At 34.9% G+C, this 26,634-nt stretch carries 25 protein-coding genes and 1 pseudogene; 6 read left to right on the forward strand and 20 right to left on the reverse strand.

The window, feature by feature from the left end; translation table 11 throughout:
* Nucleotides 1-64: 64 nt before the first annotated feature.
* Nucleotides 65-1,393, reverse strand: a complete 1,329-nt coding sequence (locus C7J90_RS02475) for a sodium-dependent transporter (RefSeq protein WP_103208647.1) — start codon at nt 1,391-1,393, stop codon at nt 65-67.
* Between the two features lie 190 nt (nt 1,394-1,583).
* On the opposite strand from C7J90_RS02475, the gene C7J90_RS02480 reads away from it, so the two are divergent.
* Nucleotides 1,584-1,775: a hypothetical protein gene (locus C7J90_RS02480; RefSeq protein WP_103208649.1), complete on the forward strand. Its 192-nt coding sequence runs from the start codon at nt 1,584-1,586 to the stop codon at nt 1,773-1,775.
* Nucleotides 1,776-2,213: 438 nt separating this feature from the next.
* Here C7J90_RS02480 and C7J90_RS02485 read toward each other — a convergent pair whose 3' ends face one another.
* The 7 genes from C7J90_RS02485 to panB all read right to left on the reverse strand — a co-directional run bounded on the left by C7J90_RS02485 (nt 2,214) and on the right by panB (nt 9,583).
* Complete coding sequence (locus C7J90_RS02485; RefSeq protein ID WP_103208651.1) at nt 2,214-3,080, reverse strand: MFS transporter; 867 nt, start codon at nt 3,078-3,080, stop codon at nt 2,214-2,216.
* Nucleotides 3,073-3,351: a DUF2087 domain-containing protein gene (locus C7J90_RS02490; RefSeq protein ID WP_167388985.1), complete on the reverse strand. Its 279-nt coding sequence runs from the start codon at nt 3,349-3,351 to the stop codon at nt 3,073-3,075. Before C7J90_RS02490 ends, C7J90_RS02485 begins: the two co-directional genes overlap by 8 nt.
* Before the next feature lie 391 nt (nt 3,352-3,742).
* Nucleotides 3,743-4,546 carry a pyruvate, water dikinase regulatory protein gene (locus C7J90_RS02495; protein WP_103208652.1) on the reverse strand — a complete coding sequence of 268 codons (804 nt, stop codon included), beginning with the start codon at nt 4,544-4,546 and terminating at the stop codon, nt 3,743-3,745.
* Between the two features lies 1 nt (nt 4,547).
* Nucleotides 4,548-7,172, reverse strand: a complete 2,625-nt coding sequence (gene ppdK / locus C7J90_RS02500) for a pyruvate, phosphate dikinase (protein WP_103208653.1) — start codon at nt 7,170-7,172, stop codon at nt 4,548-4,550.
* Nucleotides 7,173-7,442: 270 nt separating this feature from the next.
* Nucleotides 7,443-7,823 carry an aspartate 1-decarboxylase gene (gene panD, locus C7J90_RS02505; RefSeq protein ID WP_103208654.1) on the reverse strand — a complete coding sequence of 127 codons (381 nt, stop codon included), beginning with the start codon at nt 7,821-7,823 and terminating at the stop codon, nt 7,443-7,445.
* 78 nt (nt 7,824-7,901) lie between these two features.
* Nucleotides 7,902-8,774, reverse strand: coding sequence for a pantoate--beta-alanine ligase (gene panC, locus C7J90_RS02510; RefSeq protein ID WP_103208655.1), 873 nt, complete (start codon nt 8,772-8,774; stop codon nt 7,902-7,904).
* The gene (panB, locus tag C7J90_RS02515) at nt 8,771-9,583 is read right to left on the reverse strand and encodes a 3-methyl-2-oxobutanoate hydroxymethyltransferase (protein ID WP_103208657.1); all 813 of its coding nucleotides are present in this window, start codon (nt 9,581-9,583) and stop codon (nt 8,771-8,773) included. The genes panC and panB overlap by 4 nt, the downstream gene beginning before the upstream one ends.
* Nucleotides 9,584-9,656: 73 nt before the next feature.
* Between panB and C7J90_RS02520 the strand changes: the two genes are divergently transcribed.
* Complete coding sequence (locus tag C7J90_RS02520; protein ID WP_103208658.1) at nt 9,657-10,520, forward strand: oxidoreductase; 864 nt, start codon at nt 9,657-9,659, stop codon at nt 10,518-10,520.
* Nucleotides 10,521-11,065: 545 nt separating this feature from the next.
* Here C7J90_RS02520 and C7J90_RS02525 read toward each other — a convergent pair.
* From C7J90_RS02525 to C7J90_RS02535, 3 genes are all read right to left on the reverse strand, one after another.
* A complete protein-coding gene (locus tag C7J90_RS02525; RefSeq protein WP_103207788.1) occupies nt 11,066-11,641 on the reverse strand; it encodes a hypothetical protein in 576 nt (191 codons plus the stop codon).
* A gap of 89 nt (nt 11,642-11,730) precedes the next feature.
* A complete protein-coding gene (locus C7J90_RS02530; protein ID WP_103207790.1) occupies nt 11,731-11,931 on the reverse strand; it encodes a hypothetical protein in 201 nt (66 codons plus the stop codon).
* A 140-nt stretch (nt 11,932-12,071) separates the two neighbouring features.
* Nucleotides 12,072-13,394 carry an APC family permease gene (locus tag C7J90_RS02535; protein ID WP_103207792.1) on the reverse strand — a complete coding sequence of 441 codons (1,323 nt, stop codon included), beginning with the start codon at nt 13,392-13,394 and terminating at the stop codon, nt 12,072-12,074.
* Between the two features lie 329 nt (nt 13,395-13,723).
* Here C7J90_RS02535 and C7J90_RS12290 point away from each other — a divergent pair, with 329 nt between their 5' ends.
* The 3 genes from C7J90_RS12290 to C7J90_RS02550 all read left to right on the forward strand — a co-directional run bounded on the left by C7J90_RS12290 (nt 13,724) and on the right by C7J90_RS02550 (nt 15,150).
* Nucleotides 13,724-13,789: an epsilon family phenol-soluble modulin gene (locus C7J90_RS12290; protein ID WP_103207856.1), complete on the forward strand. Its 66-nt coding sequence runs from the start codon at nt 13,724-13,726 to the stop codon at nt 13,787-13,789.
* A gap of 253 nt (nt 13,790-14,042) precedes the next feature.
* The gene (locus C7J90_RS02545; protein ID WP_103207793.1) at nt 14,043-14,474 is read left to right on the forward strand and encodes an antibiotic biosynthesis monooxygenase family protein; all 432 of its coding nucleotides are present in this window, start codon (nt 14,043-14,045) and stop codon (nt 14,472-14,474) included.
* A gap of 148 nt (nt 14,475-14,622) precedes the next feature.
* The gene (locus C7J90_RS02550) at nt 14,623-15,150 is read left to right on the forward strand and encodes a GrpB family protein (RefSeq protein ID WP_103207795.1); all 528 of its coding nucleotides are present in this window, start codon (nt 14,623-14,625) and stop codon (nt 15,148-15,150) included.
* A 59-nt stretch (nt 15,151-15,209) separates the two neighbouring features.
* On the opposite strand, the gene C7J90_RS02555 is transcribed toward C7J90_RS02550, so the two are convergent.
* Nucleotides 15,210-15,986: a peptidoglycan recognition protein family protein gene (locus C7J90_RS02555; RefSeq protein WP_103207797.1), complete on the reverse strand. Its 777-nt coding sequence runs from the start codon at nt 15,984-15,986 to the stop codon at nt 15,210-15,212.
* 100 nt (nt 15,987-16,086) lie between these two features.
* The gene (locus C7J90_RS02560) at nt 16,087-16,914 is read right to left on the reverse strand and encodes a class I SAM-dependent methyltransferase (protein WP_103207799.1); all 828 of its coding nucleotides are present in this window, start codon (nt 16,912-16,914) and stop codon (nt 16,087-16,089) included.
* A 203-nt stretch (nt 16,915-17,117) separates the two neighbouring features.
* Between C7J90_RS02560 and C7J90_RS02565 the strand changes: the two are divergent.
* Nucleotides 17,118-17,577: pseudogene (locus tag C7J90_RS02565) on the forward strand (2-thiouracil desulfurase family protein).
* Nucleotides 17,578-18,001: 424 nt separating this feature from the next.
* Here C7J90_RS02565 and C7J90_RS02570 read toward each other — a convergent pair.
* From C7J90_RS02570 to xpt, 7 genes are all read right to left on the reverse strand, one after another.
* Entirely contained in the window at nt 18,002-18,829 is an 828-nt protein-coding gene (locus C7J90_RS02570; RefSeq protein ID WP_158701889.1) for a hypothetical protein, read from the reverse strand.
* A gap of 50 nt (nt 18,830-18,879) precedes the next feature.
* A complete protein-coding gene (locus tag C7J90_RS02575) occupies nt 18,880-19,191 on the reverse strand; it encodes a hypothetical protein (RefSeq protein WP_103207802.1) in 312 nt (103 codons plus the stop codon).
* A 219-nt stretch (nt 19,192-19,410) separates the two neighbouring features.
* Nucleotides 19,411-20,850: an RNA/DNA-binding domain-containing protein gene (locus C7J90_RS02580; RefSeq protein WP_269780139.1), complete on the reverse strand. Its 1,440-nt coding sequence runs from the start codon at nt 20,848-20,850 to the stop codon at nt 19,411-19,413.
* An 845-nt stretch (nt 20,851-21,695) separates the two neighbouring features.
* Nucleotides 21,696-23,237, reverse strand: a complete 1,542-nt coding sequence (gene guaA / locus C7J90_RS02585; protein ID WP_103207806.1) for a glutamine-hydrolyzing GMP synthase — start codon at nt 23,235-23,237, stop codon at nt 21,696-21,698.
* A 22-nt stretch (nt 23,238-23,259) separates the two neighbouring features.
* Nucleotides 23,260-24,726 (reverse strand): IMP dehydrogenase, encoded by a 1,467-nt coding sequence (guaB, locus tag C7J90_RS02590; RefSeq protein ID WP_103207808.1) that lies wholly within the window; start codon nt 24,724-24,726, stop codon nt 23,260-23,262.
* A gap of 33 nt (nt 24,727-24,759) precedes the next feature.
* Complete coding sequence (gene pbuX / locus C7J90_RS02595; RefSeq protein WP_103207810.1) at nt 24,760-26,028, reverse strand: xanthine permease PbuX; 1,269 nt, start codon at nt 26,026-26,028, stop codon at nt 24,760-24,762.
* On the reverse strand, nt 26,025-26,609 hold the full coding sequence (xpt, locus tag C7J90_RS02600) for a xanthine phosphoribosyltransferase (RefSeq protein WP_103207811.1): 585 nt from the start codon (nt 26,607-26,609) through the stop codon (nt 26,025-26,027). The genes pbuX and xpt overlap by 4 nt, the downstream gene beginning before the upstream one ends.
* Nucleotides 26,610-26,634 lie beyond the last annotated feature (25 nt).

Genomic DNA, 26,634 nt, shown 5'->3' on the forward strand with positions numbered 1-26,634 from the left:
TGGATACTCACATCTAGTCTCCACAATATGGTTTCAATGCCACTTTTATGATTTTGATTATCTATTAGAATAATTGTAAAACAAAAACAAGTAATATAACAAAGGGTAATACGAATTTCACAAGAATATACCATGGATAAAATAACTTAAACCGATCGGCACCGAAACCTCTCTTTAAGATCGTTTTATCTAAAACCTGTCCGACGACTAATGTAGTCGCAAGTGCACCTAAAGGCATTAAAATATTAGAAACTAAATAATCCATATTATCAAATATCGTTCCTGCACCAAACTTTAACTCACTTAATGAGCCAAATGACAACATCGCTGGGACACTGATAATCAGAACAGCAATACTTATCAACAGCGACACTTTTAATCGCTTTGAGTTATCATTTCGCGTTAAATTAGACACATTCAATTCAAGAAGTGAGATAGACGACGTTAGCGCAGCAAACAAGAATAAAACTAAAAATACTGCATAAAAAAACGTTCCAAATTGCATCTTCTCAAAAACTAAAGGCAACACTTTGAATAGTAACCCTGGCCCTTCTTGTGGTTCATAACCAAACGCATTAAGTGCTGGGAATATCGCAAGCCCTGCTAAAATAGATATAAATATATTCATTACGACAATGGTTAGCGCTGATGATTTGATTGTCATTTCTTTTGGCGCATAGCTCGCATAGGTAATCATACCTGTCGTCCCTAATGACAAAGCAAAAAATGATTGGCCTAATGCGAATAACATCGACTCCATTGTTATTTCTGAAATTCTAGGCTCTAATAAATATCGAACCCCTTCAAAAGCCCCGTCCAAAGTGAGTGCTTTTCCGACAATGACTAACAAGAAAATAAATAACAAGGGAATCATAATTTTAGATGCTTTCTCCAAACCTTTCTCAACACCTAGCATCACAATAACACATGTTAAGCCAATAAAAATAAATTGCCCGAGAATTGTATAGATAGGATTACTAATAATCGTTTCAAAGTGAATTGTACTCAGCCCTTGAGGCAATACATTTATTAATTGCATCAAGACGATACCGATGTATATCACAATCCATCCACCAATAACACTGTAAAAACCAAATAAAACAAATACGGCAATATTACCATTCCATCCTATAATATTAAGCCATTTTTTTCCCGTAAGCTTTTCGTATATCTCTGTAGTATATGTACGTCCAACTTTGCCGACTGTAAATTCCATAACTAATAGCGGCAAACCTATTAAAATCGTAAAGATTAAAAACATTAATAAGAATGCACCGCCGCCGTATAATCCTGCCATATAGGGAAATTTCCACATAGCTCCGAGCCCTATCGCAGAACCAGCACTAGCGAGAATAAACCCAGTTGACGTCTTCCACTGTGATCGCTGTGACAATTTCGTTCTCCCCTTCCACTTTAAAGCGGTAAAGTATCTGTAATTTTATTGTCGTAAATATACCATACTCCAAACCATCAAGCAATAGTATAAACGTTTTTAATTTATAAATATTTATAACCTTATATATATCAGTATTGAATATTTTAGCGGTTTTGATATGATTAAATTGAATAAAGAGGTGAAAAAAATGACTCAAAAATCTAAAGACACAGTTTATCTTATTGCTATTATTTTGAGTACATTGTGTGCTCTATCATCTGTACTATTTAATCTCAGTCCTACCATAACTGCAATTGTAACATTTTTTTCTGTCATTGTATTTGCAGTCTTATATTTTTTAGTACCTACTACAAACAATCGAGGACGACGCATTAAATAACTTCTATAGATCAGAACTGGGCTAGAACATCGTTCATAGTCCAAATAAAGAATCGATTAAATAAAAATTAACTTTTACTTAATCGATTCTTTTGGTGTATTATTTATCGAGATATTCGCAACTTCTTACCTCGCATCTTTAGCATTGTCAAATTTATTATAACTAAAAGTAAACAAATACATATGAACATATCCCATGCATAAAAGATATTTTTTTGTTGTGATACATATCCGTTTAACGGTAACAAGGACATAGTTATAACAGATTCTATAGTGTAAAATGACGATATAAATGAAGACCTTATACTATCGCTTTTAACTAAACCTCTATGCATATACACATTTATTTTAATACTAATAATAGTAAATATAATAATATGTAACATAAAAAATACAATAGAATATTCACCAAGTGTGATAATAAATATAATAATCATATCTATGCATATATATATACAATGATTTCTTTAAGACCACTGAAAATTTTAGGAATTTTCGGAATAATTAGGTTTGTTATCATCCCAATCAATGAAATTCCTACCCATAAATAGGTGATGTTACTTTTAAAAGCGACCTGCCATTGGTTCGATGGACCGATGTCAAGAATAGTAGGTACGACTAATATAATTAATATCAATACTAAAGATTTATCTCCACTAAATACCAACAAAAGTTTCTTAAAGTTTTCATACCATAACGATTCTACTTTCTTAACTCCATCATTAAGGGTTTCAACCTCTGATTTAACCTTTCTTTCTGGTAAAATAATGTATATCAAATACGATAACCCAATGAAGTATACAGCACTTAATATTATCGGAAGAGTAGTATGCATTTTAAATAAAAACTCAGCACTAATGAAACCTATTATTAAAGAGAATAAAGAACCAAATAATGCTACTTTAGAAAATACACGCTCTAAATTCACACTTTTTTTCTCTGCTAGTTGGTTCATGTACCAGCTCCCTAAACTCCCCGACAACATAGCTTCGGCTACCCCTGTTAAAATACCCGATAGAATTAATACAAAAAAGCTTTCATTTACTAGAAGTATTAATCCAAATGCTCTCATTAAACAACTATATATAACTATTCTTTTTTGTCCTATGGTATCCGCCAATATTCCAGTAGGTAATTCACTGATAGCTGCCGCACCCCAAAAAATAGACAAATACAGTCCAGCTTCGATAAAAGTATAACCTAAGTTAATTAAAAAGATATATATAATAGGTGAAAAAAGTGCAATACCCGATAAAATCGACGTATTAAATATAATAAACAATTTATTTAACCTAGCTTCATACATCTTCTTTAATTCCTTTATTTCTGGCTGTTAATTGGTATCCCTTACCTTCCTTATCTCTAGATAATAATGCATAGTCTATCATATATCGTCTCAATAACGCATAATCATCATAAAAAGACTGTAATATTAAATTTATTTCTTTCTCACTATAAATTCTTTCCCTTTCAAATTCTAAAGTAATCAACTCCATTAGTGCTTTTTTATCTATCTCTTTTCTAGGTATCGTATGAATTCTATTATTTTTCATAAATCTTGCTTTAATTTCGTTCATTTTTTTCCTCCAATATATTTTCTCAAAATAAAAGATTGATTCTACCTATCATTGACATAACATGATCATTTATTGTTAGGAATGCTTCTATCGATAGTATCAATTGAGTCATGTTATATTCTTTATACATAAGGTACATCAGAAAATTTAGTTTAGTGGCATTTATTAAATTATACGAAAGTGCCTTACTTTTTTAAAGGACCAATACGTCACTATATAATCATATTTATGACAAGACTCCTGAGGGAACAGGACTAGCCGAAGACTACAGGCTGAGGCTGTCCCGCAGCCATAAATACAAAATACTATAATAAAAAAGAAGCTCTAAGACAATTTTTTTATTAAAAACCATCTTAGAGCTGTTTATTTTTTGTGTATATCTAACCTATTTTTATAAAAACTTTTCTATATAAAAGGCTGATTCTTCAATAGATCTGTATTCTGTATTAATGACCGTTGCGCCTAATTTTTTAAAGATTTCTTCAGCATATGCAAGTTCTTCTTTGATTCGATCTAAATTATTATATGTCGCACGACCGGTAATGCCTAACGTTTTCACACGTTCTGTACGTATATTCATAATGTATTTTGGACTGGCTGTGAGTCCAAATACTTTCAAGTCAGGATGTTGATAGACTGTTTCAGGAATAGCTACTTCTGGAACAAGTGGAATATTTGCGATTTTGTACCCTTTATTCGCTAAATACATGCTCAAAGGGGTTTTAGAAGTTCGTGATACGCCTAATATTAAAGCATCTGCTTCTCCAATATCTGTAAAATGTTTACCATCATCATATTTTACAGAATACTCTATCGCTTCAATTCGCTTAAAATACTCTTCATCTAATTTTCGAATCATACCCGTTTCTTCTGTCGGTATAATCCCTGATTTGTCTTCAACAATTTTCATTAATGGAGACATATAATCGACATATTGAATACCTTTTTCCATCGCATAAGCTTTTCCGGCTGATTGATATTCTTTTAATGCAAGTGTTGTGACAACAACTGCGGATCTGTCTTTTGCAAGGTCTAATATATTGATTAACTCTGCTTTATCTTTTATAAATGAAAATTTCTTAATCTCGACTTGTTCGAGCGTTGGAAACTGACTCATTACGGCATGCACCATACGTTGTGCGGTTTCGCCTAATGAATCTGATACGATAAAAATACTTAAGTGGCGTTCTGTCACGCTATCTCCTACTTTCTGCTTCGCTTTGTGCTGTTGCTAAGATGGCACCAGGTACTCTAAATGGTGAACATGACACGTAGTCAATTTGGAGACCGTTAAAGTGATGTATTGATTTTGGATCGCCACCTAGTTCTCCACATACTCCTATTTTAATACTTGGATTAACTGTTTTGGCTTGTGCTACAGCTGTACGAATCATAGCCCCTACACCGTCAACATCTATCGTTTGGAATGGATCTACCTCTAAAATATTGTGATTTAAATAGTCATTAATGAATTTTCCAGCGTCGTCACGTGAAAATCCATATGTGAGTTGTGTTAAATCATTTGTACCAAAACTGAAGAAATCACATACTTCAGCTAATTGACCAGCAATCATACACGCACGTGGCGTCTCAATCATTGTTCCAATTAAGTATGGTAATTTTTGATTATTCTCTGTTTCAAGTGTATGAATTGCATCTGTAATTTGCGATTTCAAAATATTAAACTCTTCAACTGTTGATATGAGTGGTATCATAATCTCTGGCTGACATATGACACCTTCTTCTTTTAAACGAAGCACACTAGTCATAATCGCTTCAACTTGCATCACATAAAGCTCCGGATACGTAATAGCCAAACGACAGCCACGATGTCCTAACATTGGGTTTGTTTCATGTAATTCGTCAATACGCTGTTTAAGTTGTATATCAGATATGCCCAATTGTTGTGACACATTTTGGATTTCTTCTTCAGATTTCGGTAAAAACTCATGTAATGGTGGATCTAATAAGCGTACAATCGTTGGACGTTCACCAGACAAGCGGAAAATGGCTTCAAAGTCTTCCGTTTGATAGCTTCGAATTTGATTTAACGCTTGTATACGTGTAGTGTCATCTGAAGATAAGATAAAGCGTCTCATTTCAATCAATCGTTCCGCCCCGAAAAACATATGTTCTGTACGTACAAGACCAATACCCGTCGCATTAAATTGATATCCCATCTTAATGTCAGGTTTCGTTTCAGCATTCATGCGTACTTTGAGTCGAGCAATCTCCTCAGCCCACTGCATCAACTGCTCAAAAGATGGACTATGTTCGGCATTTGTTGTCTCGACTTCTCCAAGGTAAATATCACCTTTAGAACCATCTACAGACACGACATCATTTTCATGTAAAGTGTGTCCTTGATAAGTGATTGTTTTTTCAATTGTATTGATATCAAGATCTGAGCACCCCGTCACACAACATTTTCCCATACCTCTTGCGACAACTGCTGCATGAGATGTCATACCCCCATGCGTTGTCACAATGGCCTCACTCGCAATCATACCTTCAATATCTTCAGGAGACGTTTCAGGGCGCATGAGGATGACTTTTTCTCCTGCACTTGCTCGTAATTTAGCTTCCTCAGCTGAAAAGACAATTTTGCCTGTTGCTGCACCTGGACTTGCAGGTAAACCAGCTTTCGATACCACTTCTGCGACTTCTAACGCTTCTTCTTTAAACGTCGGATGTAACAATGTATCAATCGATTTCACGTCCACTTTCGCTACAGCTTCTTCTTTTGTCAAAATACCTTCCTCAACTAAATCCACGGCAATATTGACTGCCGCTTTAGCTGTACGTTTGCCATTTCGCGTTTGAAGTATATATAATTTTTCATTTTCAATCGTGAATTCAATATCTTGCATATCTTTATAATGCGTTTCGAGTTGCTGTGAAACCTCTACAAACTCTTGATGTACGTGTGGCATTTGATCTTTTAATGTTGAAATATCTTGTGGCGTCCGAATACCTGCAACAACATCTTCGCCTTGCGCATTGAGTAAATATTCACCAAATAATCGTGCCTCTCCTGTACCAGGGTCACGTGTAAATGCAACACCTGTCCCACTTTTAGGACCACTATTTCCAAAGACCATCTCTTGAATATTCACTGCTGTTCCAATATCATGAGGAATTTCATTTAGGTCACGATATACGCGGGCACGGTCGTTATCCCATGATCTAAACACAGCCTCTACTGCTTCAAGTAATTGCTTTTTCGGATCTTGCGGGAACGGTTTGTACACTTCTTCTGTATAAATGGCTTTGTAACGTTCACAAATATCTTGTAGCCCTTCAGCAGAGATGTCTGCATCATTATCGTAGCCATGTTGCGCTTTAAATGCATTAAAATATGTATCAAATGCTGACATTGATATGCCATACACAACCTCACCAAACATTTGTAAAAGACGGCGATAACAATCGTATGCAAAACGTGCATCTCCAGTTTTGTCAGCTAGTTTTTTAACATTCTCATCATTTAAACCTAAGTTCAAAATCGTATCCATCATACCTGGCATCGAAATTTTAGCACCACTTCTCACAGATACGAGTAACAGATTCTCATCTGACGAAAAAGATTTACCTGTTCGATTCGAAAATGCATCAAGCTGTTTTGTTAATTGTTCAATCACTTCACTTGATAACGTTTCATTTTGTTTTAAATAATCAATACAAGCTTCTGTCGTAATCGTCAATCCATCAGGTACTGGTAAGCCAAGGCGTTTCATTTCTGATAAGTTGGCACCTTTACCACCGAGCAAATCTTTCATATCTTTTTGCCCTTCATCAAAAGCATATACGTATTTCGTCATTTTTATACACCTCACATTTATTATGTCATACTATTTATAAAGAGTATGTCACATTAAAACTAAAATGACAATAAAAAAGGGCTAAAATATAAATTTATTATGATTTACGTCACAAAATTGTAGCATTTCAATCTTCAAATTGCCTGATGTTTAACCTTTATCAATTAAACAAAAGAGCAGCAAAGCACCCTATCACTATAGATATGCTTTACTGCTCTTTTGAACAAGCTTATATATAGATGTTCCACCTCTAGTTAGGTAACATCTTGTTTAAACGATTGTATTTTCTTTTTCTGTAATCATTTGAACGATTTGATTATGCTCATTCATCACTGCTACTTTAGGGCTGTGTGTCATGATTTCAGTTTCGTTGAGTTGTGCGTACGTCATAATAATGACAACATCTCCTACTTCGACTAATCGTGATGCTGCACCATTCAAACAAATTTTACCACTACCGCGTTCACCCGCAATAACATACGTTTCAAAGCGCGCACCGTTATTATTATTTACGATAGCTACTTTTTCATTAGGTAAGATATCAACTGCATCTAAAATATCCGAGTCAATTGTGATGCTCCCGACATAATTCAAGTTAGATTCTGTCACACGTGCACGATGGATTTTGGCATTCATCATAGTTCTAATCATTCTTTTTCATCTCCAAAGTATTTTGATTGATTCATCATACTGCATTTAAATCTATTTTTCAACAGTTCAATAATCTTCTTATTTTGATGCTTGAGATGTGTCGTTTGGATCAATAATCACATTATCGATTAAACGTGCTTTTGAGAATTTCACAGCTAATGAAATGAAAATACGCCCTTCAATTTCATGTTGTTCTCGTAATTCTGGGTAGCTATACACCGCTACTTCTTCAATTCGACCACTCGTATGCGTTTCCAAATAATTTTTGACCTCATCAATAATCACTTGACTGTGTCTTTCCCCTTGCTGATATAACTCATAAGCCATGTTCAAACTTCGGCTTAAATGTACCGCTTCTTGACGTTCTTTCGCTGTTAAATATACATTACGTGAACTTTTAGCGAGGCCATCTGGCTCTCGAATAATATCTACACCATGAATGTGTATAGGATGATTAAAATCCCGAACCATTTTTTCAACAATTGCTAACTGTTGCGCATCTTTTTTACCAAAATAAGCATGGTGCGGTTGAACGATGTTAAATAATTTATTAACTACTGTGACAACACCTTCAAAATGACCTGGACGTTTGGCTCCTTCTAAAACTTGCGCTAATCGCCCAACTCTTAGCTCAATCCCTAGTTCATCAGGATACATTTCCTCTGTTGTTGGATAAAAAACATAATCCACCCCAATTGCTTCCACGGCTGCAACATCTTTTTCTATTTGTCTTGGATACGCATCAAAGTCCTCATTGGGTCCAAACTGTAGCGGATTAACGAATACACTTATCACTGTGATGTCATTATCACGAATTGATTGTTGCATCATTGTGAGGTGACCCTCGTGCAATGCTCCCATAGTTGGGACAAAGCCAATAGTCTTTCCTTCTAAACGATGTCTTGATGTCAATTTTTGCATATCTTGAATTGTTGTTATGACTTCTGTCATGCTTCTACCTCACTCATAATTTGTTTTTTATACGTATATGCTTCTGATGGGAATACACCGCTTTTGACTTCACCATTATATTGCTCTAACGCCGCAATACCGATTGAAAAATCATCGTATTGTTTGACGAATTTGGCTTGTCGATCAACACCATAATTAAGCATGTCGTGATAAACGAGCACTTGACCATCCGTATCTTTACCTGCACCAATGCCAATGACTGGAATAGTCAGTTGTTCACTCACTACCTTTGCCAAATCACTTGGAATCGCTTCTAATACTAATGCAACAGCACCTGCACGTTCAACAGCTTTGGCATCCTCAATGAGTTGTTGCGCCGCTTCTTTTGTAGCGCCTTGTAATTTATAGCCCATTACACCGACACTTTGTGGTGTCAGACCAAGGTGTGCAACGATTGGAATTCCCATTGCTGTAGCTTGTTGCATAAACTCTGTCAGATGCGCCCCTTCCACTTTTAAAGCATTCCCGTTGCTTTCTTGATAAAGCTTGATTGCGTTTTCAATGTCTGTTTTACGATCAATTCCAACTGTACCAAAAGGCATGTCCACCACAACAAATGTATTGGGCGCACCACGACGTACTGCACGACTATGATGAATCATATCCTCTAACGTTACGTCTACTGTACTCTCGTAACCCAAAACAGTCATACCTAATGAGTCTCCAACAAGTATCATGTCAATCTGTGCCAACTCAACTTGTTTAGCACTCGGATAATCATATGCTGTCACCATAGAAATTTTTTCGCCGTCTTGTTTCATTTGTTGAATATTACTTAAAGTTTTCACTCAGCTTCACCCTTTTTGTTATACTATAATACATGCATTAGTATAAACAAAAATTGAACGGGGAAGAAGTTATATGACTAAAATTGCGATTATTGGTGCAGGTGCTGTAGGTACATCACTTGCTGTAGCACTACAAAAACATAGCTCTGTCACTTTATTAGGCCGCCACACTACCTCTATAACATATGAAGAAGCACAAACGTCAAAAAAGCAAGATATAAAAGTACATGCATTATCATCTGAATCTGGACAATTTGACGTTATTTGGATTGCCGTCAAAACATATCAACTAAGTCACGTGATACCACATCTCAATCGTATTGCACACCCAAATACAATCGTTATCTTAGCCCAAAATGGTTATGGTCAATTGGATCAATTAGCCTCCTATCGCGCATATCAAGCTGTCGTATATATCAGCGGACAAAAAAAAGACAATCACGTCGTACATTTTAGAGATCAAACGATCCATATTCAACGTGATACACATACTGAACAACTGGCTGAAACGTTATCTCATACCGAACTCACATTACACCTTGAAGAAAACATCGAATGCAAAATTTGGTATAAATTGCTCGTAAATTTAGGCATTAACACAGTCACCGCCCTTGGTCGAGATACCGCTCGTGTCCTTAAACATCATGAGATGCATACGCTATGTCGCAAACTCCTAATCGAAGGACAACATATCGCGCAGGCTGAAGGGATTACGTTTCACTCTACACTTGTAGATGAGATTATGGCAATCTATCAGGGCTATCCTGATGAAATGGGGACAAGTATGTATTATGACACAATCAATCATCAACCTTTAGAAGTTGACGCCATACAAGGATACCTTTATCACCGTGCACAACACCATCAAATCCATACCCCTTACCTCGAAACAACCTACACACTACTAACATACCAAAATAAAAAACAAGGTTGTTGAGCATGCGGTTAGAGTTTGAGCATAACTCGAGCAATTCAAAAAATTGTTCCTCAAATTTTAAAGAATTGCGAAGTTATGTCGAAAACTCTGCATGCGAAACACCGTTTACCAAGGTTGTTGAGCAAGTGTTCAGGATTCAAGCAGAATGGAATGACGAGCAAAATTGTTCTTCAAATTTTGCCGAGTCATGATATTCTGTCGAGAATCCTACTTGCGAAACACCGTTTATCACAAGGTTGTTGAACAAGTGCTCAGGATTCAAGCAGAATGGAATGACGAGCAAAATTGTTTCCCAAATTTTGCCGAGTCATGATATTCTGTCGAGAATCCTACTTGTGAAACACCGTCTATCACAAGGTTGTTGAGTTTTCGCTTTGACTTTAAACAGAACCTAGTAAATATAAAAAAGCCATTGTGAAATGGCGCCGACCTTCAAATTCACCTTAAGGTTTGGCTTCGATATTAAATGGTCTAATAAGTTATATAAAACCGTGAGCTAATACTTACTAGGATAACCTTAATGATTAGCTTAATAACACAACTTTTTATTCTTGGATCTCTTTAGTTGTTTTATTTTTAATATCTTGTTCCGCTTGAATAAATTGTAATTCATATATTGATTTTTGATTATAACGATTAAAAATATCAATTTGACTATTCAGTACGGTTTCTTTCGTTTTTCGGCTGACATTATGTTTATACATTATTTTAATTTGCAAATCTGATTCATATCCATTATTTTCAATTGTACGTTCCAATTCGTTAAAAACATCTCGATTAATAGGTAATAAATAGCTCTCTTTACTTGGAAGAATACTGATATATTTTCGTTGTAAAAGTTGACCGCCATTTAGATAAATCTCAACAATGATTTCCTTAGCAGCTCCAGCACCTAAATTATACAACTTTAGAAAATCATCACCTAATTCATTTTTGACATCATTCGTCGCATTTTTAAGTGTAAGGCGATTACCATCTCGTATCATCAATATCTGATTAAATCCTAATGCGGGTAAAAAACTCATCTTCATTTGATACAACTGGACAGAGACTGAAATGAAATAAAATAATGCCATGATAAATGTACCGATAGAGCCAATCGCTGAGATAATATTAATCATTTATTTGCTCCTTTCTTCTTTACATATAAATAAGGCAGCTGTTCGTGTTTACCACTAACAACTGCCCCTGAAACTTTGCTTATTCAATTTTATCGGGTACGATGATCTTTCATACGATTTCTTAATGTAAATGGCACAATTGGATGAAAGGTCCACGCAATTAATACCCCCAACAATACAGATATGCTTACAATTTGAAATATTGCAATATCATTTGCAATAAAACTAGCAATTAAAAACAAGACAAAACTTACGACTGTCACACCGACAAACAGTTTAAACATCTTCACAACTCATATCTCCTTTATCCCTGTAACTCAACAATAATACGGCCGCTATTGTTTACTCAATCAAAATAGACACCATCGAGTACTGTAACATACTTTGTTGCAGTATAGAAATAATGTGTTCAAGATTTTCAATAGATATATCATGACGCGCACTTTTGTTTATAAATGTATATCGGCACACCTGCTAGAGTAATGAGAATCCCTGTTAATGCAAGAAAAGGTTGTGTCAATATCGTATTGATTAATACAAAAACGCCAGACACTAACGCAATAATTGGAACAATTGGATAAAGTGGCACTTTGTAAGGACGTACCATTTCCGGCTCTCGCTTTCTAAGCCATATTACCGCAATAAAAGCCATACTATAGAAAGTCCAGATGACAAAGACTAACATATTCGTAATCGTATCAAATGCACCTAATAGCATCATAAAAACAGCAATAATCACTTGAACCACGCCACTCATCCACGGTGCACCAGCCCGAGTTAAACTTAAAAATAACTTTCGAAATGGCAATTGATTGAGCTCTGCCATGGCATAAGGAATACGCATCCCCGTCATCATATAGCCATTCATCGTACCATATACTGAAATTAAAATACCAATTGTAATGAGTTTACCTCCATGATGGCCAAATAATATTAATGATGCATCACTTGCCGCATTTAAATTACCTGCAATATGACTAATCGGTATCGTCATTAAAAAAGTCGCATTAATCAACAAGTATATGACCATAATACAACCTATTCCGAGCGCAATGGCTAAAGGTAAATCCTTCTTAGGTCGCTTTAACTCTCCTGCAATATTTCCCACATGTATCCAACCATCATAAGCGAACATTGTCGCTAGCAAACCACTGCCAAGTGCAGTCAAAAAGCCAGATTGCGTGCCACTTTGAACAGGAAATAAAGAAAATGAGACGTCTTGATTTTGAAATAGTCCTGCCACTACAATGACTATAATTGGAATCAGTTTTATGATCAGCGTTAATTTTTGTAATGTACTTGCCGCCTGTGAGCCCATACAATTAATCAGCAGAATAGATACTGCACTTCCTACTGCAATCGGAACAGTATATTCAGGGGCAAAGTGAAATAAATTCACCACTTGTGTCGCAAAAATAATCGCTAGTGCTGCAATATTTGCAGGAAAATAAATAAAACTTTGTGCCCATCCAGACAAAAAGCCCCAAAAATCACCATATGTATATTCAATATATTTCGTAAGCCCGCCAGTCTCTGGTATGGCTGCTGCGAGTTCTGCTCCAGTTAAACCTGCACAAATTGTCATCAGCCCACCTAAGAACCAAACAAACATTGTTAAACTCGTCGATCCTGTCACTTCAGTAATGTTTGAAATTTTGAAAAACACCCCTGAACCAATGACCGATCCCATCACTATGGACAGTGCTGAGAAAAAACCAAGATTTCGTTTCAGACTTGCATTTTCGATTTGCATCAGCCTCCATTTTTATTAAAATAACCCATTCCAATCGTATCTACATAGCCTTTAACCTTCGACCATTCTAGACTCAAATCCTTGGTTTTATGACACTAAATGACATTAACGTATCGGTATACAAAAGTCAATGTACGTATTAAAAATAGCACATATCAAAACACACAATAGAATTGCGTTTCATCAAACAAATATGAAATCCCAACTGTTATTTTTTGTTTTTGATATAAACAAATAGGACTGTAATTGATTAAAGTAAGAAAAATCCAACTATTTTTATAAAAATCGCTTTATACTGACATTAATTCAAATATAGGAGGTGAGTTCTCATGTCATTCATCGTGAACTTAATCAAAAAAGCTATCGAATTCTTCAGTGGTTTATTCAACAAATAATTGGTAACGCCTTAGGTTAGGGCTAAAGCATGGTAAGTACCGCTAGTCGGTTACCCTTACGTATCAGTGCTTTATGCCCTAACTTTTTTCTATTAAAAGCCTTCAACTCATTAAATAACCCCTTCATCACATCTCCTTATATTTCATTACACCCTTTTTATTATTTTAATATATGTTTCAAAATAAATTAAAAATCCTCTTTTAAGTCACAATCAAACTGGGTATTTAAATAGTGTGTAAGGAGGTATATATTATGAATCTATGCCATCAAGACAAATTATATAAAATTAGTGAGAATCAGGATATTACCATATACAAAAACAACGAGTGGAAGACGTACACCATTTTAAAGCGCATTGGACATTTAGAAACGCAAACATATTGTGTCTTAAACTATATCAAAGTACTAGACGACCAAACAGATGTCTTTGAATCAAACTTTCTGAATAAAGATTCACACATCAAACAGTTAGATGGTTTCGTTGCTTTAAGAATACTAAGACCTAAACATCCTGATAACTACTATCTCATCATCACACTATGGGAATCAGAAGCACACTTTAAAATGTGGTGTCAATCTAAACAGTATCAAGATTCTTATCGCAACACAAACATACTCAGTCAAAAACAATATAATGTAATTGATCCTGATATTTCTTACCGAATCAAATTTAATATTGCATGAAAGCAAAGTACTTTTTCCGTTGGTATTAAAAGATGTTTAAAAAGTGATACAGCCTAGTAAAATCTAACTCAATTTTGCTAAGCTGTATTATTATGTTGAAACCTTTTTTGCCAGCAACTCTATTTTTTCTACACAGGAGGAAAGCTAAATGACTATTAAAATTGAAAGTTATAACCCCAATTGGTGTACTCAATACCAAATTGAACAATCACTATTGCAGTCAATTTTAGGGAGTGAATTACTCGAAATCCACCATATTGGAAGTACATCTATTCCTCAACTTAAAGCCAAGCCTATTATAGATATTTTATGTGTCGTTTCGGATATACGCCTGATTGATGTCTTTAATCAAGATATGCTTAACATAGGTTATAACCCTCTCGGAGAATATGGATTATCCGGGCGTAGGTTTTTTGTTAAAACTGCGAATAGTCAAAACGAGCACACGCACCATTTACACATATTCGATGTACACAATCAAAATCAAATCATAAGACATTTGGCCTTTAGAGATTATCTTCGTGAACATCCTAAAGATGCTAAACGCTATGAAGAATTGAAAGAACGTCTCGCGTGTATACATTCTCAAGATAGACATGCCTACACAAATGGTAAATCTGCTTTTATCAAAGAAATTGAACAACAAGCTCAACGCTATTTTAATTTAACTTATTAAAAACGTTAACTATTGCGTTTGAAATCGAGACATTTTGGTCCAATCTTTAAAAGTTTGACTTACATTTGATTATAATGATATTGAACTAATTCAAAAAATTGATGCATATCATAGCCCCATCTTGCATAATATTCAATCGGATCAACATGTGTTGTACCACCCCAATATTTCCTTACTGCATCGTGGCTAATAACTGTTCCGACACCTTCATTGTCATCTGCGAGTGAAGGCTCTAACCCTTTTTGTTTCAACATATATGCCGTTAGCCACGCTTGATTATTGACCGATTTTGCAAAATCAGTAAATTGATACGTACGCACAACTTCAATCTGATAAAAATATGGATTAGCTTGCTTACCAGCGCCCCATACATAATATTCAGCAGGAGCTGTTAAGCGGATCTCATTTTGGTCAACAAATGCATGGACAAAAGCCGTATTGTATGTAGCATACATACGATCTACCCACTCTTGTAATGTTCGGTGATCCTGACCTACTTCATGAATAATGACACCAATATAAGTACCATATTTATATTGGAGCTTAGGTAATGTGTCGATACGTGGATCTTTCACGATTTTTGAATGTTTAATGTGGTTGTCAATAATATAGCGATTGACATTTGGATAATTCATATGATCAAAAGGACCTGTCATTTGTAAAGGTAAAGTGGTTTCATTTGGCGTAAAAGGATTATTTCTCGTTAATGCATTAGAGGAAGACTCTGTCTCATTAGAACGTAACAACGATCTTTCTGCATATACAGCAGGAGTAACTACGACTGACGCTAAAACGAAAGTAACAAATGTAGAAAATATCGAAATTATTTTCAACATATAAACGAACTCCTCTCTTTTATAAAATTATTATATTATAATTTCAACAATAATTTTACTCTAGTAAACGTCAAAGTCAAGCGTATCCTTTTATTGCTATTTATCTTTTTGTTGCCGCAACTAAGATTTTATTATTTAATCTGTTTTTTAAAAAAGGGATGTATCTACATAAGCCAAATATCCCCCAGCGTCTATGGAAATAATCAAAATAATTGTACTCTTTTTCTAGTCGGATACCCTTAGGAAACCATTTTTGGGCTTCTTTAAACTGATTATACCCCGACTTAAAAACTGGCTTGGATTTCAAATGAGATACGGATTTATGCTTGGATGTATGTTTAGCGATAGTCTCAGAACAACACTCAATTGCAAATGTTAATTTACAATTTGAGAACTGTAAATCTATTGTTTTGATTAATGCTTGGATTTCTTTATCATCAAAATACATCAACACTCCTTCAAATATCACTAATATATCTAATCCATCAGCATAAAATGTCGCACTTTTCACTTCATCAATCCACTTATAGTCAAACATTGACTTAGATATCATCACATGGTTTTCGCTCTCAGTGAAAAAACGCTTTCTAATATTGATTACATCTGGTACATCAATATCTACCCATGGGATACCTTTCATACTTAACCTATCGAACCTCGTATCCAAACCACAACCAATGTTAATAATGAACGCTTTTTCGTTATTTTTCACAAAATCATTCACAAGCATATCTAAAATATACGTTCTTATACTTATACCTAATTGAGTAGTCCAATCTTTCGTAATTTGATCAAAGTCATAATTAAGCTTTCTAAACATTTTTTCTGAGTGCGGATCTTTAATAATAGGATTTTTTTCATATGTTTCTAATGCTCTAGCTGCAACAGGAATTAACATCGATTCAGGAACTCCATGTAATTTTTCCATCATTTCCTCCTTGATAAGCCATTTAATTGATAATCATTTTCAATTATACAATAGTCGCCTACTTTGTAAAAGATGCATCCTTGTCCTACGTATATTGAACTTTGAGCGTAAAAATTTTATTATATTCTTATTAATGAAAGGCGTAGCAACTATCATAGTAAAGAATGATTCAATATGACTTTTGTAAGGAAGGGGGACAACTTGTGATACTCATTAGTGCTTGCTTGGCAGGAGAAAATGTTCGTTATGATGGTCAAAATAAAAAACATACATCATTAAGCCATTTAGTACAATGTGGTCTGGCTCAAACGATATGTCCTGAACTTTTAGGAGGTCTAGGTGTTCCAAGAGAACCTGCAGAAATTGTAGGTGGCGATGGATATGACGTGTTAGCCGGAAGTGCTAAAGTTATAGATATTAAAGGAAATGGTGTCACTAAAGAATATATGCAAGGTGCAGAATTAGCTTTGGAAATTTGTAAAAATATGCATTGTGATATGTTAATTTTGAAATCAGACAGTCCTACTTGTGGATCTAGTACGATTTATTCAGGTGAATTTAACGGCAAAAAAAAAATGGGGAGTCGGACTATTTACCGCACTGTTAGAAAGCAATAATATCAAAGTATATGATGAAACAAACTATATGCGGAATAATGATTGATATTACAATGGATACTATTGACAAAAAACTGGCAGGCATACAAAGTATATTAACCAAAGAGATAAAGATTACTTAAACAAAGCCTATATCGAAGAAGCCGAAAGAAAGAAGTTTACAGATGCTCTTAAAGAATATGTAGGTGTAGGACAATATAAGTATGCATACTTTACAGATTTATTATATAAATCACAGACCATAGAATTCGTGTCTTTACAATTTCTTTTGAACTTTAGTTCTAGTCACTTTGAGATCAATGCTACACTTTTGATAGTTACTTCTTACACCATTTTGCGACACCGCCTAAGGTATCAGCACCTAACGAGAACTCATCGGAACTTGGTTTCTAAGTAAATTGTATATTGCCAATTAACGTCAACCAATAAATCATCTACGAAATGTCATAAAAAGAGAGCTTTAGAAGTGTTTAATCATAATACACATAGTAAACCTCATCAATAAATTTTTGAATCAATGAATCTTCATAATTATCTGCAATAATTTCTGAAGATTCATTATCCCCCATATATCCACTAGTATATTCCAAATAATGTCCTATTTCATGGGCAAATATCCTCAATATGTTTAATACTGCATCAAACTCACCTAATTCTTGCAGTAATACGTCAAAATGATTAATAGAAACAAAAATTTTAGGATAATTGTATATTGTAGTTGGTTCGAAAAAATGACCTATAGCGCCATCATTCAGCTTATCGAAAGTGACACTAACTATAACTTTAACTGGGAACGAAAACTCACTTAATAAAAAGTTTTCAAACATCAAAAAACCTTCTTTCAATGTACTTGAAATTCCCTCTTCATATTTTATTTCTATCCCTTTTTTTGTATATAAGTTAATAGTATCACTGGATAAGACAAATTGATTTGACATATAAGTATGTATCTTATACATATCTTGTTTATACGTATCATACTGCTCTACAAAATCACGATAATCAATCTCATCTCTATCTATAATATAGAATTTAGCTAATTGTAAAGATAAATCTTTAACTATTTCATATGTCGCATTTGACAATCCATCGATAGATCTATTGAAAACTTTCCTCTCAACTTGATAACTTTCAATATCAAATAACGAGTAATAAATAACTCTATCTTCTAAATCAACCTGACAGTCACTCCAATCACCATAGCTGAGTATTGGCTTGTCATGTATGATTATAGTCACTCTTTCCCTAAAGTTACGATATCTATTAATCCACATTTCAAATTCTGCTAATTTATCCATTAACTTATCATGTTTCGTTCTATTTTTTATGCTTACTTTTTTCATCTATATCACTTTTTCTTCTTATTTGATCCTTTTGTTATTTTTCCCCCTTTATGTTTCTTACTAGGAGTATGCTTTTTATTTGTTTTAGCTCTTGAGTCTTTCCTGCTACTATAATTACTCTTGCTTCTGCTTTTATTCTTTTTTTCCCTACCTACTTTGATTCTTCCTCTGGCATCGGCTGTATTATTTAAAGGATTATGAACAATCACTCTCTCTTGATTATTCTTAAATAAATTTAAGTCTCCTTTCGAAAAATCACCATTAAACGAAAATAATACAACAAATGAAAAAATACTTAGTAATAATTTCCTTTTCATTATATCGTCCCCTATAAAATATCATAATTTTATAAAGGGAATAAATCAATACACAAAAAGAACCCTCTAACCATTACAGTTAAAGGGTTCTTCTTATTTACAGTTCTATTCCCACTCGATCCCTAACAGCTTTAATTGTAATTTCTCACAGTCTCAAAAAGCTTGTTTATTATCAAGGAGATTGAACATTGTATTTCTGATTTACTTCTCACGGTGTCGCTACTTTTTGGTTGTTTTTCTCTTATCTTTTTGTTTTCTTAATAATTTTAATTCTCTTATCATATGTTCCATAGTTGCTATTTCATCTTCATATTTCTCATTTATATGATATTTTATAGACCTCGTTTGACCATGTTTACTCAAATATCCTTTGTCGATTAGTCCATTTAGTACACTTAAAGATGCATCTCTTTTAACACCTAACAATTTCATTACATCAGCTGATGCAATAATTTTTTTCTTCGTAATATACTTTAGAACTGTTTTCTCTCTTTCACTTAATTCAGGATCAGAGTCTGCAATATCAACTTTCCATACCCTTAAGGAAGTTGTATTATTTTCGCTTTTCAGTTCAGGTAACCTTAGTTTTTGCTCTACTACATTTGTATATATTGTAATACCACCGGAGCCCATGCGTTCACTTATTCCAATTTTCCTAAATAAAACCTCTATAATAGCATTTCTCGGTTTCGATTTATTTTCTTCAAAGAATTCTCGTGTTGAAACTCTCATTTTTCCGGGGTTTGTAAAATCATAGTAATGATTAAATACTTCTATCTTAACATCCTGGTTTGCCTTATAATCAGCATGTATTATAGTATTAGCTAAAGCTTCCCTCAATACTGCATTAGTTTTAGTAGCATTTTCTTCTCTTATCATTGTTTCGGGATTTAGTGAAAATATATCTTTTATGTTTTCTGACAATCTCTTTTGTACTTCAAAATAAAAATTATATAGATTCAAGTTTGGAAAGTTAATACTTCCTGAAGATACTCTATCTTTATATCTTTCTTCCTTTGAAAAAGAAGTGTTTGTTAAATCAATATACTCTAAATGAAAGTGTGGTAAGTATTCTTTGATAGAATCATATTTACCAAAGAATAATAATCCCCCAAAAGTTAATGCTTCTTTTTTGGTTTTTCTATCTCTCCTAATTACACCTAGCTCTGATAAAATTTGATGTTTCTCCATATTTACATATCTATTATGTTTATCTCTTACAACTAATCTTTCTATATAATTATCAATAGTTATACTATCTAAATCATCCATATCATAGTTTTCTATCAAATCTTCATCTAAATTATCAATTTTATTTCTAAAAAATGTTGCAAGTTCATCTTCATTAACAATATAATCCCCACTTCCTCTTCTTATGTAAGTTTGGTTCGCTTGTCCGTTAAGGTATATTGGCTTTTCCTTATAGCTTGCCTCTGGTACTCTAATTTCAATAACCTTTTTACCATCTATATACTCCTTTATTTCAATACTATCTTCACCTAAAGATGTTAAGTTAATTTTAGAATCTGAATTTAAAGTATCGAGATATTCCTTTTTAATTTTTTCTGGACTTTCGACGCCTGTTACTACAAATTCACCTTCAATTTCTGCAATACCAAGTACCATCAAACCTCCTTTTGTATTTGAAAATGCACAAATGGTTTTCCAAGCTTCATTAGGAAATGTTTTTTAGCTTCTTTATACTCTAATTGAGTATGCTCGGCTTTAAAATTATATGTCATATTCACTCTTCTTTCTTCGGTCATATTTTTATTTTCATCGGTTTCGACCTCTTAAACCGTTGATATCATGTGGTTTTGATTTCGTTTTTTCTTCGGTTTTCTTCGTTTTTTCTTCGGCTTTAATATATTAATATGCGTTTAAACCAACAATCCAACATTCTCTGTCATTTCATAAACACCCTTACACAAAACTAAGTTTTTCATAAATTCTTACTTTAATATTGAACATTGGCATCCACTTCTTTAAGTCACCTAACGTTTTAACAGCAATTAAAAGTAACACTATAATAAAGAAATTTGAATATTGTGTAAGTTGTCTCTCTAACTTAAAGGTACATCACATTAATTATATTGTATTTATTCATTTATAACCATAAGAAAACTACCCACTTTATCGACGGATAGTAAGCAACATTCTGAAGATAGGCGGTTTTGAAAGGTAGTATAGAAGCGGGTTAACCTAAAAGTTGCCCTAACCTTTGAACCCCGTCAGTAATGACGAAGTTGTATTAAAGTGACAATTACATTGGTTTCTCAAAAAAGAGTAACAGAGAATTATGGCTATTACCGTTTCAACTTGCTCAAAATTGTACAAGTCCAAGAGGACTTCAACTCCACATTTTTACATACAATTTTTGAAAAAAACACATAAAAAAACAAACTATCGCCAAATTTTACAATTTAAAACGATAGTTTGTCTACGATCTGAGGCTAGAAACCGCATCACAACGGTATTTCTAGCCTCTCATTTATACTATATCATTATTCCCACTCAATCGTACTTGGTGGTTTTGATGTGATGTCATATACCACACGGTTAACGTGGTCGACTTCGTTTACAATACGTGTTGAGATTTTTTGTAAGACTTCCCAGTCAATACGTGCAAAGTCACTAGTCATACCGTCAATTGACGTTACGGCACGGATACCCACTGTATAGTCATACGTGCGGTAGTCTCCCATCACGCCGACTGAACGAATATCTGGTAATACTGTGAAATATTGCCAAATTTCACGTTCTAAACCTTCCTCACGAATAACTTCTCGCAAAATCGCATCTGATTCACGCACGATTTCAAGTTTGTCTTCTGTGATTTCACCTAATACACGAATGCCCAGACCTGGTCCAGGGAATGGTTGACGCCATACGAGATGTTCAGGTATGCCCAGTTCAATTCCAAGCGCACGAACTTCATCTTTGAATAACGTATTGATTGGTTCGATTAATTCGAATTCCATATCTTCAGGTAATCCACCCACATTATGATGTGATTTGATCGTTTGCGCTGTTTTCGTACCCGATTCGATAACATCTGTATAAAGTGTTCCTTGTGCAAGGAAGTCTACCCCTTTTAACTTTGATGCTTCATCATCGAATACGTATACAAATTCATTACCAATAATTTTACGTTTTTGTTCAGGATCCGATACGCCTTTGAGTTTAGACATGAAGCGCTCTTCAGCATTAACCCGAATAATGTTCATATTGAATCCTTCACCGAATTGTTCCATGACCATGTCACCTTCACCTTTTCGTAAAAGACCATGGTCAACGAAAATACACGTCAATTGGTCACCGATTGCTTTGTGTAATAAAACAGCTACAACAGATGAGTCTACGCCACCGCTCATCGCACAAAGAACTTTGCGATCACCTACACGTTCACGAATTTTAGCAACTTCAATATCAATAAAGTTTTCCATTGTCCATTCACCTGTACAGTTACATACACGGCGCACGAAGTTACGTAATAAGTCATTACCAAATTCAGTATGACGTACTTCTGGATGGAATTGAACACCGTAGATACGGCGTTTTTTGTCTTCAATTGCAGCATATTGTGTGCTTGGGCTATCTGCAATCACTTCAAAACCTTCTGGGATTTCAATGACTTTGTCAGAATGACTCATCCATACTGTTTGTTCTTCTGGTAATCCGAAGAAAAGTTCATCGGATTTCGCGTTAATGATTGCTTTACCATATTCACGTTGGTTGGCACGTTCAACTTTACCACCTAATAATTTCGTTGTCAGTTGCATGCCGTAACAAATCCCCAATACAGGGACGCCTAAGTTATAAATCTCTGGATCAATTGTGAACGCATCTTCGGCATATACTGAGTTTGGACCACCTGAAAGGATTATTCCTTTTGGATTCATTTTTTTAATTTCATCAATAGAAATTTCATGGTCATGTAATTCACTATATACGCCCATCTCACGAATACGACGTGTAATCAACTGGTTGTATTGACTACCAAAATCGAGGACAAGAATCAGTTCTTGTTCTTTTGCCATTTCCATACTATTTGTACTCCTTTATGAATTAGAATGAGTAGTTTGGTGATTCTTTCGTAATTTGAACATCATGTGGATGACTTTCTGCTAGCCCTGCTGCACTCATTTTTGTAAATTGTGCTTCTTCACGTAACGCTTTTAAGTCTTGAGAGCCTGTGTAACCCATACCACTCTTCACGCCACCAATTAATTGATAGATTGTGTCTTGTAATGGGCCTTTATAATCAATACGGCCTTCTACACCTTCTGGAACGTATTTTTTAGGGACTTTATCCTCTTGGAAGTAACGGTCGTTTGAGCCACTTTCCATAGCACCAAGTGATCCCATGCCACGATACACTTTGTATTGACGACCTTGGAACATTTCAACAAGACCTGGGCTTTCTTCAGTACCTGCAAGTAAGCTTCCTAACATAACGGCATGTCCACCTGCTGCTAATGCTTTAACGATATCTCCTGAGAACTTAATACCGCCGTCAGCAATAATTGTTTTGCCATGGTTACGTGCTTCTGTTGCGCAGTCATAAACAGCTGTGATTTGTGGCACTCCCACTCCTGCAACAACTCGTGTCGTACAGATTGATCCTGGTCCAATCCCCACTTTAACTACATCTGCACCCGCTTCATAAAGTGCTCTAGTTGCTGCTGAAGTGGCAACATTTCCTGCAATTACAGTAATCTCAGGGTATTTGCTCTTAATATTTTTAACTTGATCAATAACACCTTTTGAGTGACCGTGTGCTGTATCAATCACCAACGCATCAACGCCCGCTTCAACTAACTTTTCTGCACGGATGTCTGTATCTTTTGAAATACCAATAGCTGCTGCTACTAATAAACGTCCGTGATCATCTTTAGCTGAATATGGATATTCATGTACCTTTTCGATATCTTTAATTGTAATTAAACCTTCAAGAATACCGTTTTCAACAAGTGGTAATTTTTCAATCTTGTGATCTTGTAAAATCTTTTCTGCTTCTTCTAATGTTGTACCGACTGGAGCTGTAATTAAGTCTTCTTTTGTCATGACATCTGAAATTTTAATTGAAAAGTCTTCAATAAATCTTAAGTCACGGTTAGTAAGGATACCGACAAGTTTACGCGAATCTTTATCTTCAACAATTGGCACACCCGAAATACGATATTTACCCATTAGCGCTTCAGCTTCGTATACACTTTCTTCTGGCGTTAAGAAAAATGGATCAGTAATTACTCCATTTTCTGAACGCTTTACTTTTTGTACTTCGTCAGCTTGATGTTCGATGCTCATGTTTTTATGAATAACACCTAGGCCACCTTGTCTTGCCATTGCAATAGCCATTTTTGATTCTGTTACTGTATCCATACCAGCTGAAATTATTGGAATGTTGAGTTTAATCTTGTCAGATAATTCAACACTTAAATCCACTTCTTTCGGTAACACATTTGACTCAGCTGGAATTAATAATACATCATCAAATGTTAATGCTTCTTTTACAAACTTGTTTTCCCACATTTCTTACAGCCTCCATTCAAATTGATAACTTTATTATTTCACATTTTCTTCATTTTGTTGATAGTTTATACCATTAAAAAATAAATTCAAGACAATTGCTGAAATTGTTCCTAATACAATCCCATTTTGTGTAAACCATGCAAATTGGTCACCTAATGCTTTAAAAGCCTCAGGTACCGCTGTAACACCCGCACCTAATCCTACAGAAATCGCAATAATCAATAAATTATTTTGATTTTTAAAGTTAATATCATTTAATATACGCATACCATATGCCATCACCATACCAAACATCGCTAACATGGCCCCACCTAACACTGGTAATGGGATAACATTAGCTAATGCGCCGAGCTTAGGTATACAACCGCAGATGACTAATAAAAGAACCATGCCATAGATAACATTGTTTTTCTTCACACCTGATAACGACACGAGTCCGACGTTTTGAGAATACGCTGTATAAGGAAACGCATTAAATATAGAACCTAGCATAATCGCTATTCCTTCAGCCATGTAGCCTTTTCGGAAATCTTTACGGATTAGCTGACGTCCTGTAATCTCACTTAATGCTTGATACACGCCTGTTGATTCAATCAAACTAATGAGCGCAACGATAAAGAAGACTAAAATCGCACCTATATCAAAAGCAAATCCTGTAAATCGAAATGGCTGTGGTAATTCAAACCAATGTGCCGATTGTACTTCGGATAGATTCACTAAACCGAATACACTTGCGATGATTGTCCCTGCCACTAAACCAATGAGAATAGCGATTGATTTGATAAAGCCTGTAGTAAATCGCTGAAGCAACAAGATAATAATCAACGTGCTAAATCCGAGTAAAATATACTTTGGATCACCGTAATCTTTGGTTTCTTGTCCGCCGGCAATATAGTTCATCGCAACAGGCATGAGTGTAATACCAATAATTGTCACAACACTCCCTGTGACAACTGGCGGGAAAAGACGTACTAACGAAGCAAAAAATGGCGCAATGACAACGACTAAAATCCCTGATGCAAATAAAGAACCATATAAGATATCAATACCTTTCGTCTGACCAATTAAAATCATTGGCGCAACGGCTGTAAATGTACAGCCTAAGACAACAGGCAGTCCTATTCCGATACCTCGATAAACTTGTAAAAACGTCGCTACACCACACATGAAAATATCTGCCGTAACAAGATACGCAATTTGAGAGGATGAAAATCCTAGACTGGTTCCAACGATGATAGGGACTAAGATAGCGCCCGCATACATAGCAAGAAGATGCTGCAAACTTAATAAGAATGATTTCATGATTCAGCATCCTCTACAAGTGTTACCTGATTATTTTTAAGCGAGGCAACACGACATAAAGACATCACTTCCAGTCCTTCTGCTTCCAAACGTTCACGTCCTGGTTGGAAACTTTTTTCGACTAAGATACCTACGCCAACAGTCTTTGCACCAGCTGCTTTAACAAGCCTATGCAATCCAAGAGCTGCTTCACCATTTGCCAAGAAATCATCAATAATCAAGACCCGATCATCTTCGGATAAAAACTCTTTAGAAACGATAATAGTATTCGTACGATTTTTCGTAAATGAATGTACATCTGTTTGATAGATTTCATGAGCTAACGTACTTGGCTTTGCTTTTTTTGCAAATAAGCATGGAACTTCAAAACGATGAGCCACCATAATCGACGGTGCAATACCTGATGCTTCAATCGTCAAAATTTTGGTAACCCCTCTACTTTCAAACTGATTATAAAAAGTATGGCTGACTTCATCCATTAACATTGGATCAATTTGGTGATTTAAAAAACTATCGACTTTCAGTATAGACTCACCTATTACGACGCCATCTTCGAGTACTTTTTCTCTCAAACTATGCACTACTCTTCCTCCTCAATAAAATTAG

It is taken from the genome of Staphylococcus felis (assembly GCF_003012915.1).
Lineage (GTDB): Bacteria > Bacillota > Bacilli > Staphylococcales > Staphylococcaceae > Staphylococcus > Staphylococcus felis.

Bases quoted from the DNA above. Each gene is read 5' to 3' on its own strand.
- C7J90_RS02480 (WP_103208649.1), top strand. From the start codon at position 1,584: ATGACTCAAAAATCTAAAGACACAGTTTATCTTATTGCTATTATTTTG.
- C7J90_RS02485 (WP_103208651.1), bottom strand. From the start codon at position 3,080: ATGTATGAAGCTAGGTTAAATAAATTGTTTATTATATTTAATACGTCG.
- C7J90_RS02490 (WP_167388985.1), bottom strand. From the start codon at position 3,351: ATGAACGAAATTAAAGCAAGATTTATGAAAAATAATAGAATTCATACG.
- ppdK (WP_103208653.1), bottom strand. From the start codon at position 7,172: ATGACGAAATACGTATATGCTTTTGATGAAGGGCAAAAAGATATGAAA.
- panD (WP_103208654.1), bottom strand. From the start codon at position 7,823: ATGATTAGAACTATGATGAATGCCAAAATCCATCGTGCACGTGTGACA.
- panC (WP_103208655.1), bottom strand. From the start codon at position 8,774: ATGACAGAAGTCATAACAACAATTCAAGATATGCAAAAATTGACATCA.
- C7J90_RS02520 (WP_103208658.1), top strand. From the start codon at position 9,657: ATGACTAAAATTGCGATTATTGGTGCAGGTGCTGTAGGTACATCACTT.
- C7J90_RS02525 (WP_103207788.1), bottom strand. From the start codon at position 11,641: ATGATTAATATTATCTCAGCGATTGGCTCTATCGGTACATTTATCATG.
- C7J90_RS02535 (WP_103207792.1), bottom strand. From the start codon at position 13,394: ATGCAAATCGAAAATGCAAGTCTGAAACGAAATCTTGGTTTTTTCTCA.
- C7J90_RS02545 (WP_103207793.1), top strand. From the start codon at position 14,043: ATGAATCTATGCCATCAAGACAAATTATATAAAATTAGTGAGAATCAG.
- C7J90_RS02550 (WP_103207795.1), top strand. From the start codon at position 14,623: ATGACTATTAAAATTGAAAGTTATAACCCCAATTGGTGTACTCAATAC.
- C7J90_RS02555 (WP_103207797.1), bottom strand. From the start codon at position 15,986: ATGTTGAAAATAATTTCGATATTTTCTACATTTGTTACTTTCGTTTTA.
- C7J90_RS02560 (WP_103207799.1), bottom strand. From the start codon at position 16,914: ATGGAAAAATTACATGGAGTTCCTGAATCGATGTTAATTCCTGTTGCA.
- C7J90_RS02570 (WP_158701889.1), bottom strand. From the start codon at position 18,829: ATGGATAAATTAGCAGAATTTGAAATGTGGATTAATAGATATCGTAAC.
- C7J90_RS02575 (WP_103207802.1), bottom strand. From the start codon at position 19,191: ATGAAAAGGAAATTATTACTAAGTATTTTTTCATTTGTTGTATTATTT.
- guaA (WP_103207806.1), bottom strand. From the start codon at position 23,237: ATGGAAATGGCAAAAGAACAAGAACTGATTCTTGTCCTCGATTTTGGT.
- guaB (WP_103207808.1), bottom strand. From the start codon at position 24,726: ATGTGGGAAAACAAGTTTGTAAAAGAAGCATTAACATTTGATGATGTA.
- pbuX (WP_103207810.1), bottom strand. From the start codon at position 26,028: ATGAAATCATTCTTATTAAGTTTGCAGCATCTTCTTGCTATGTATGCG.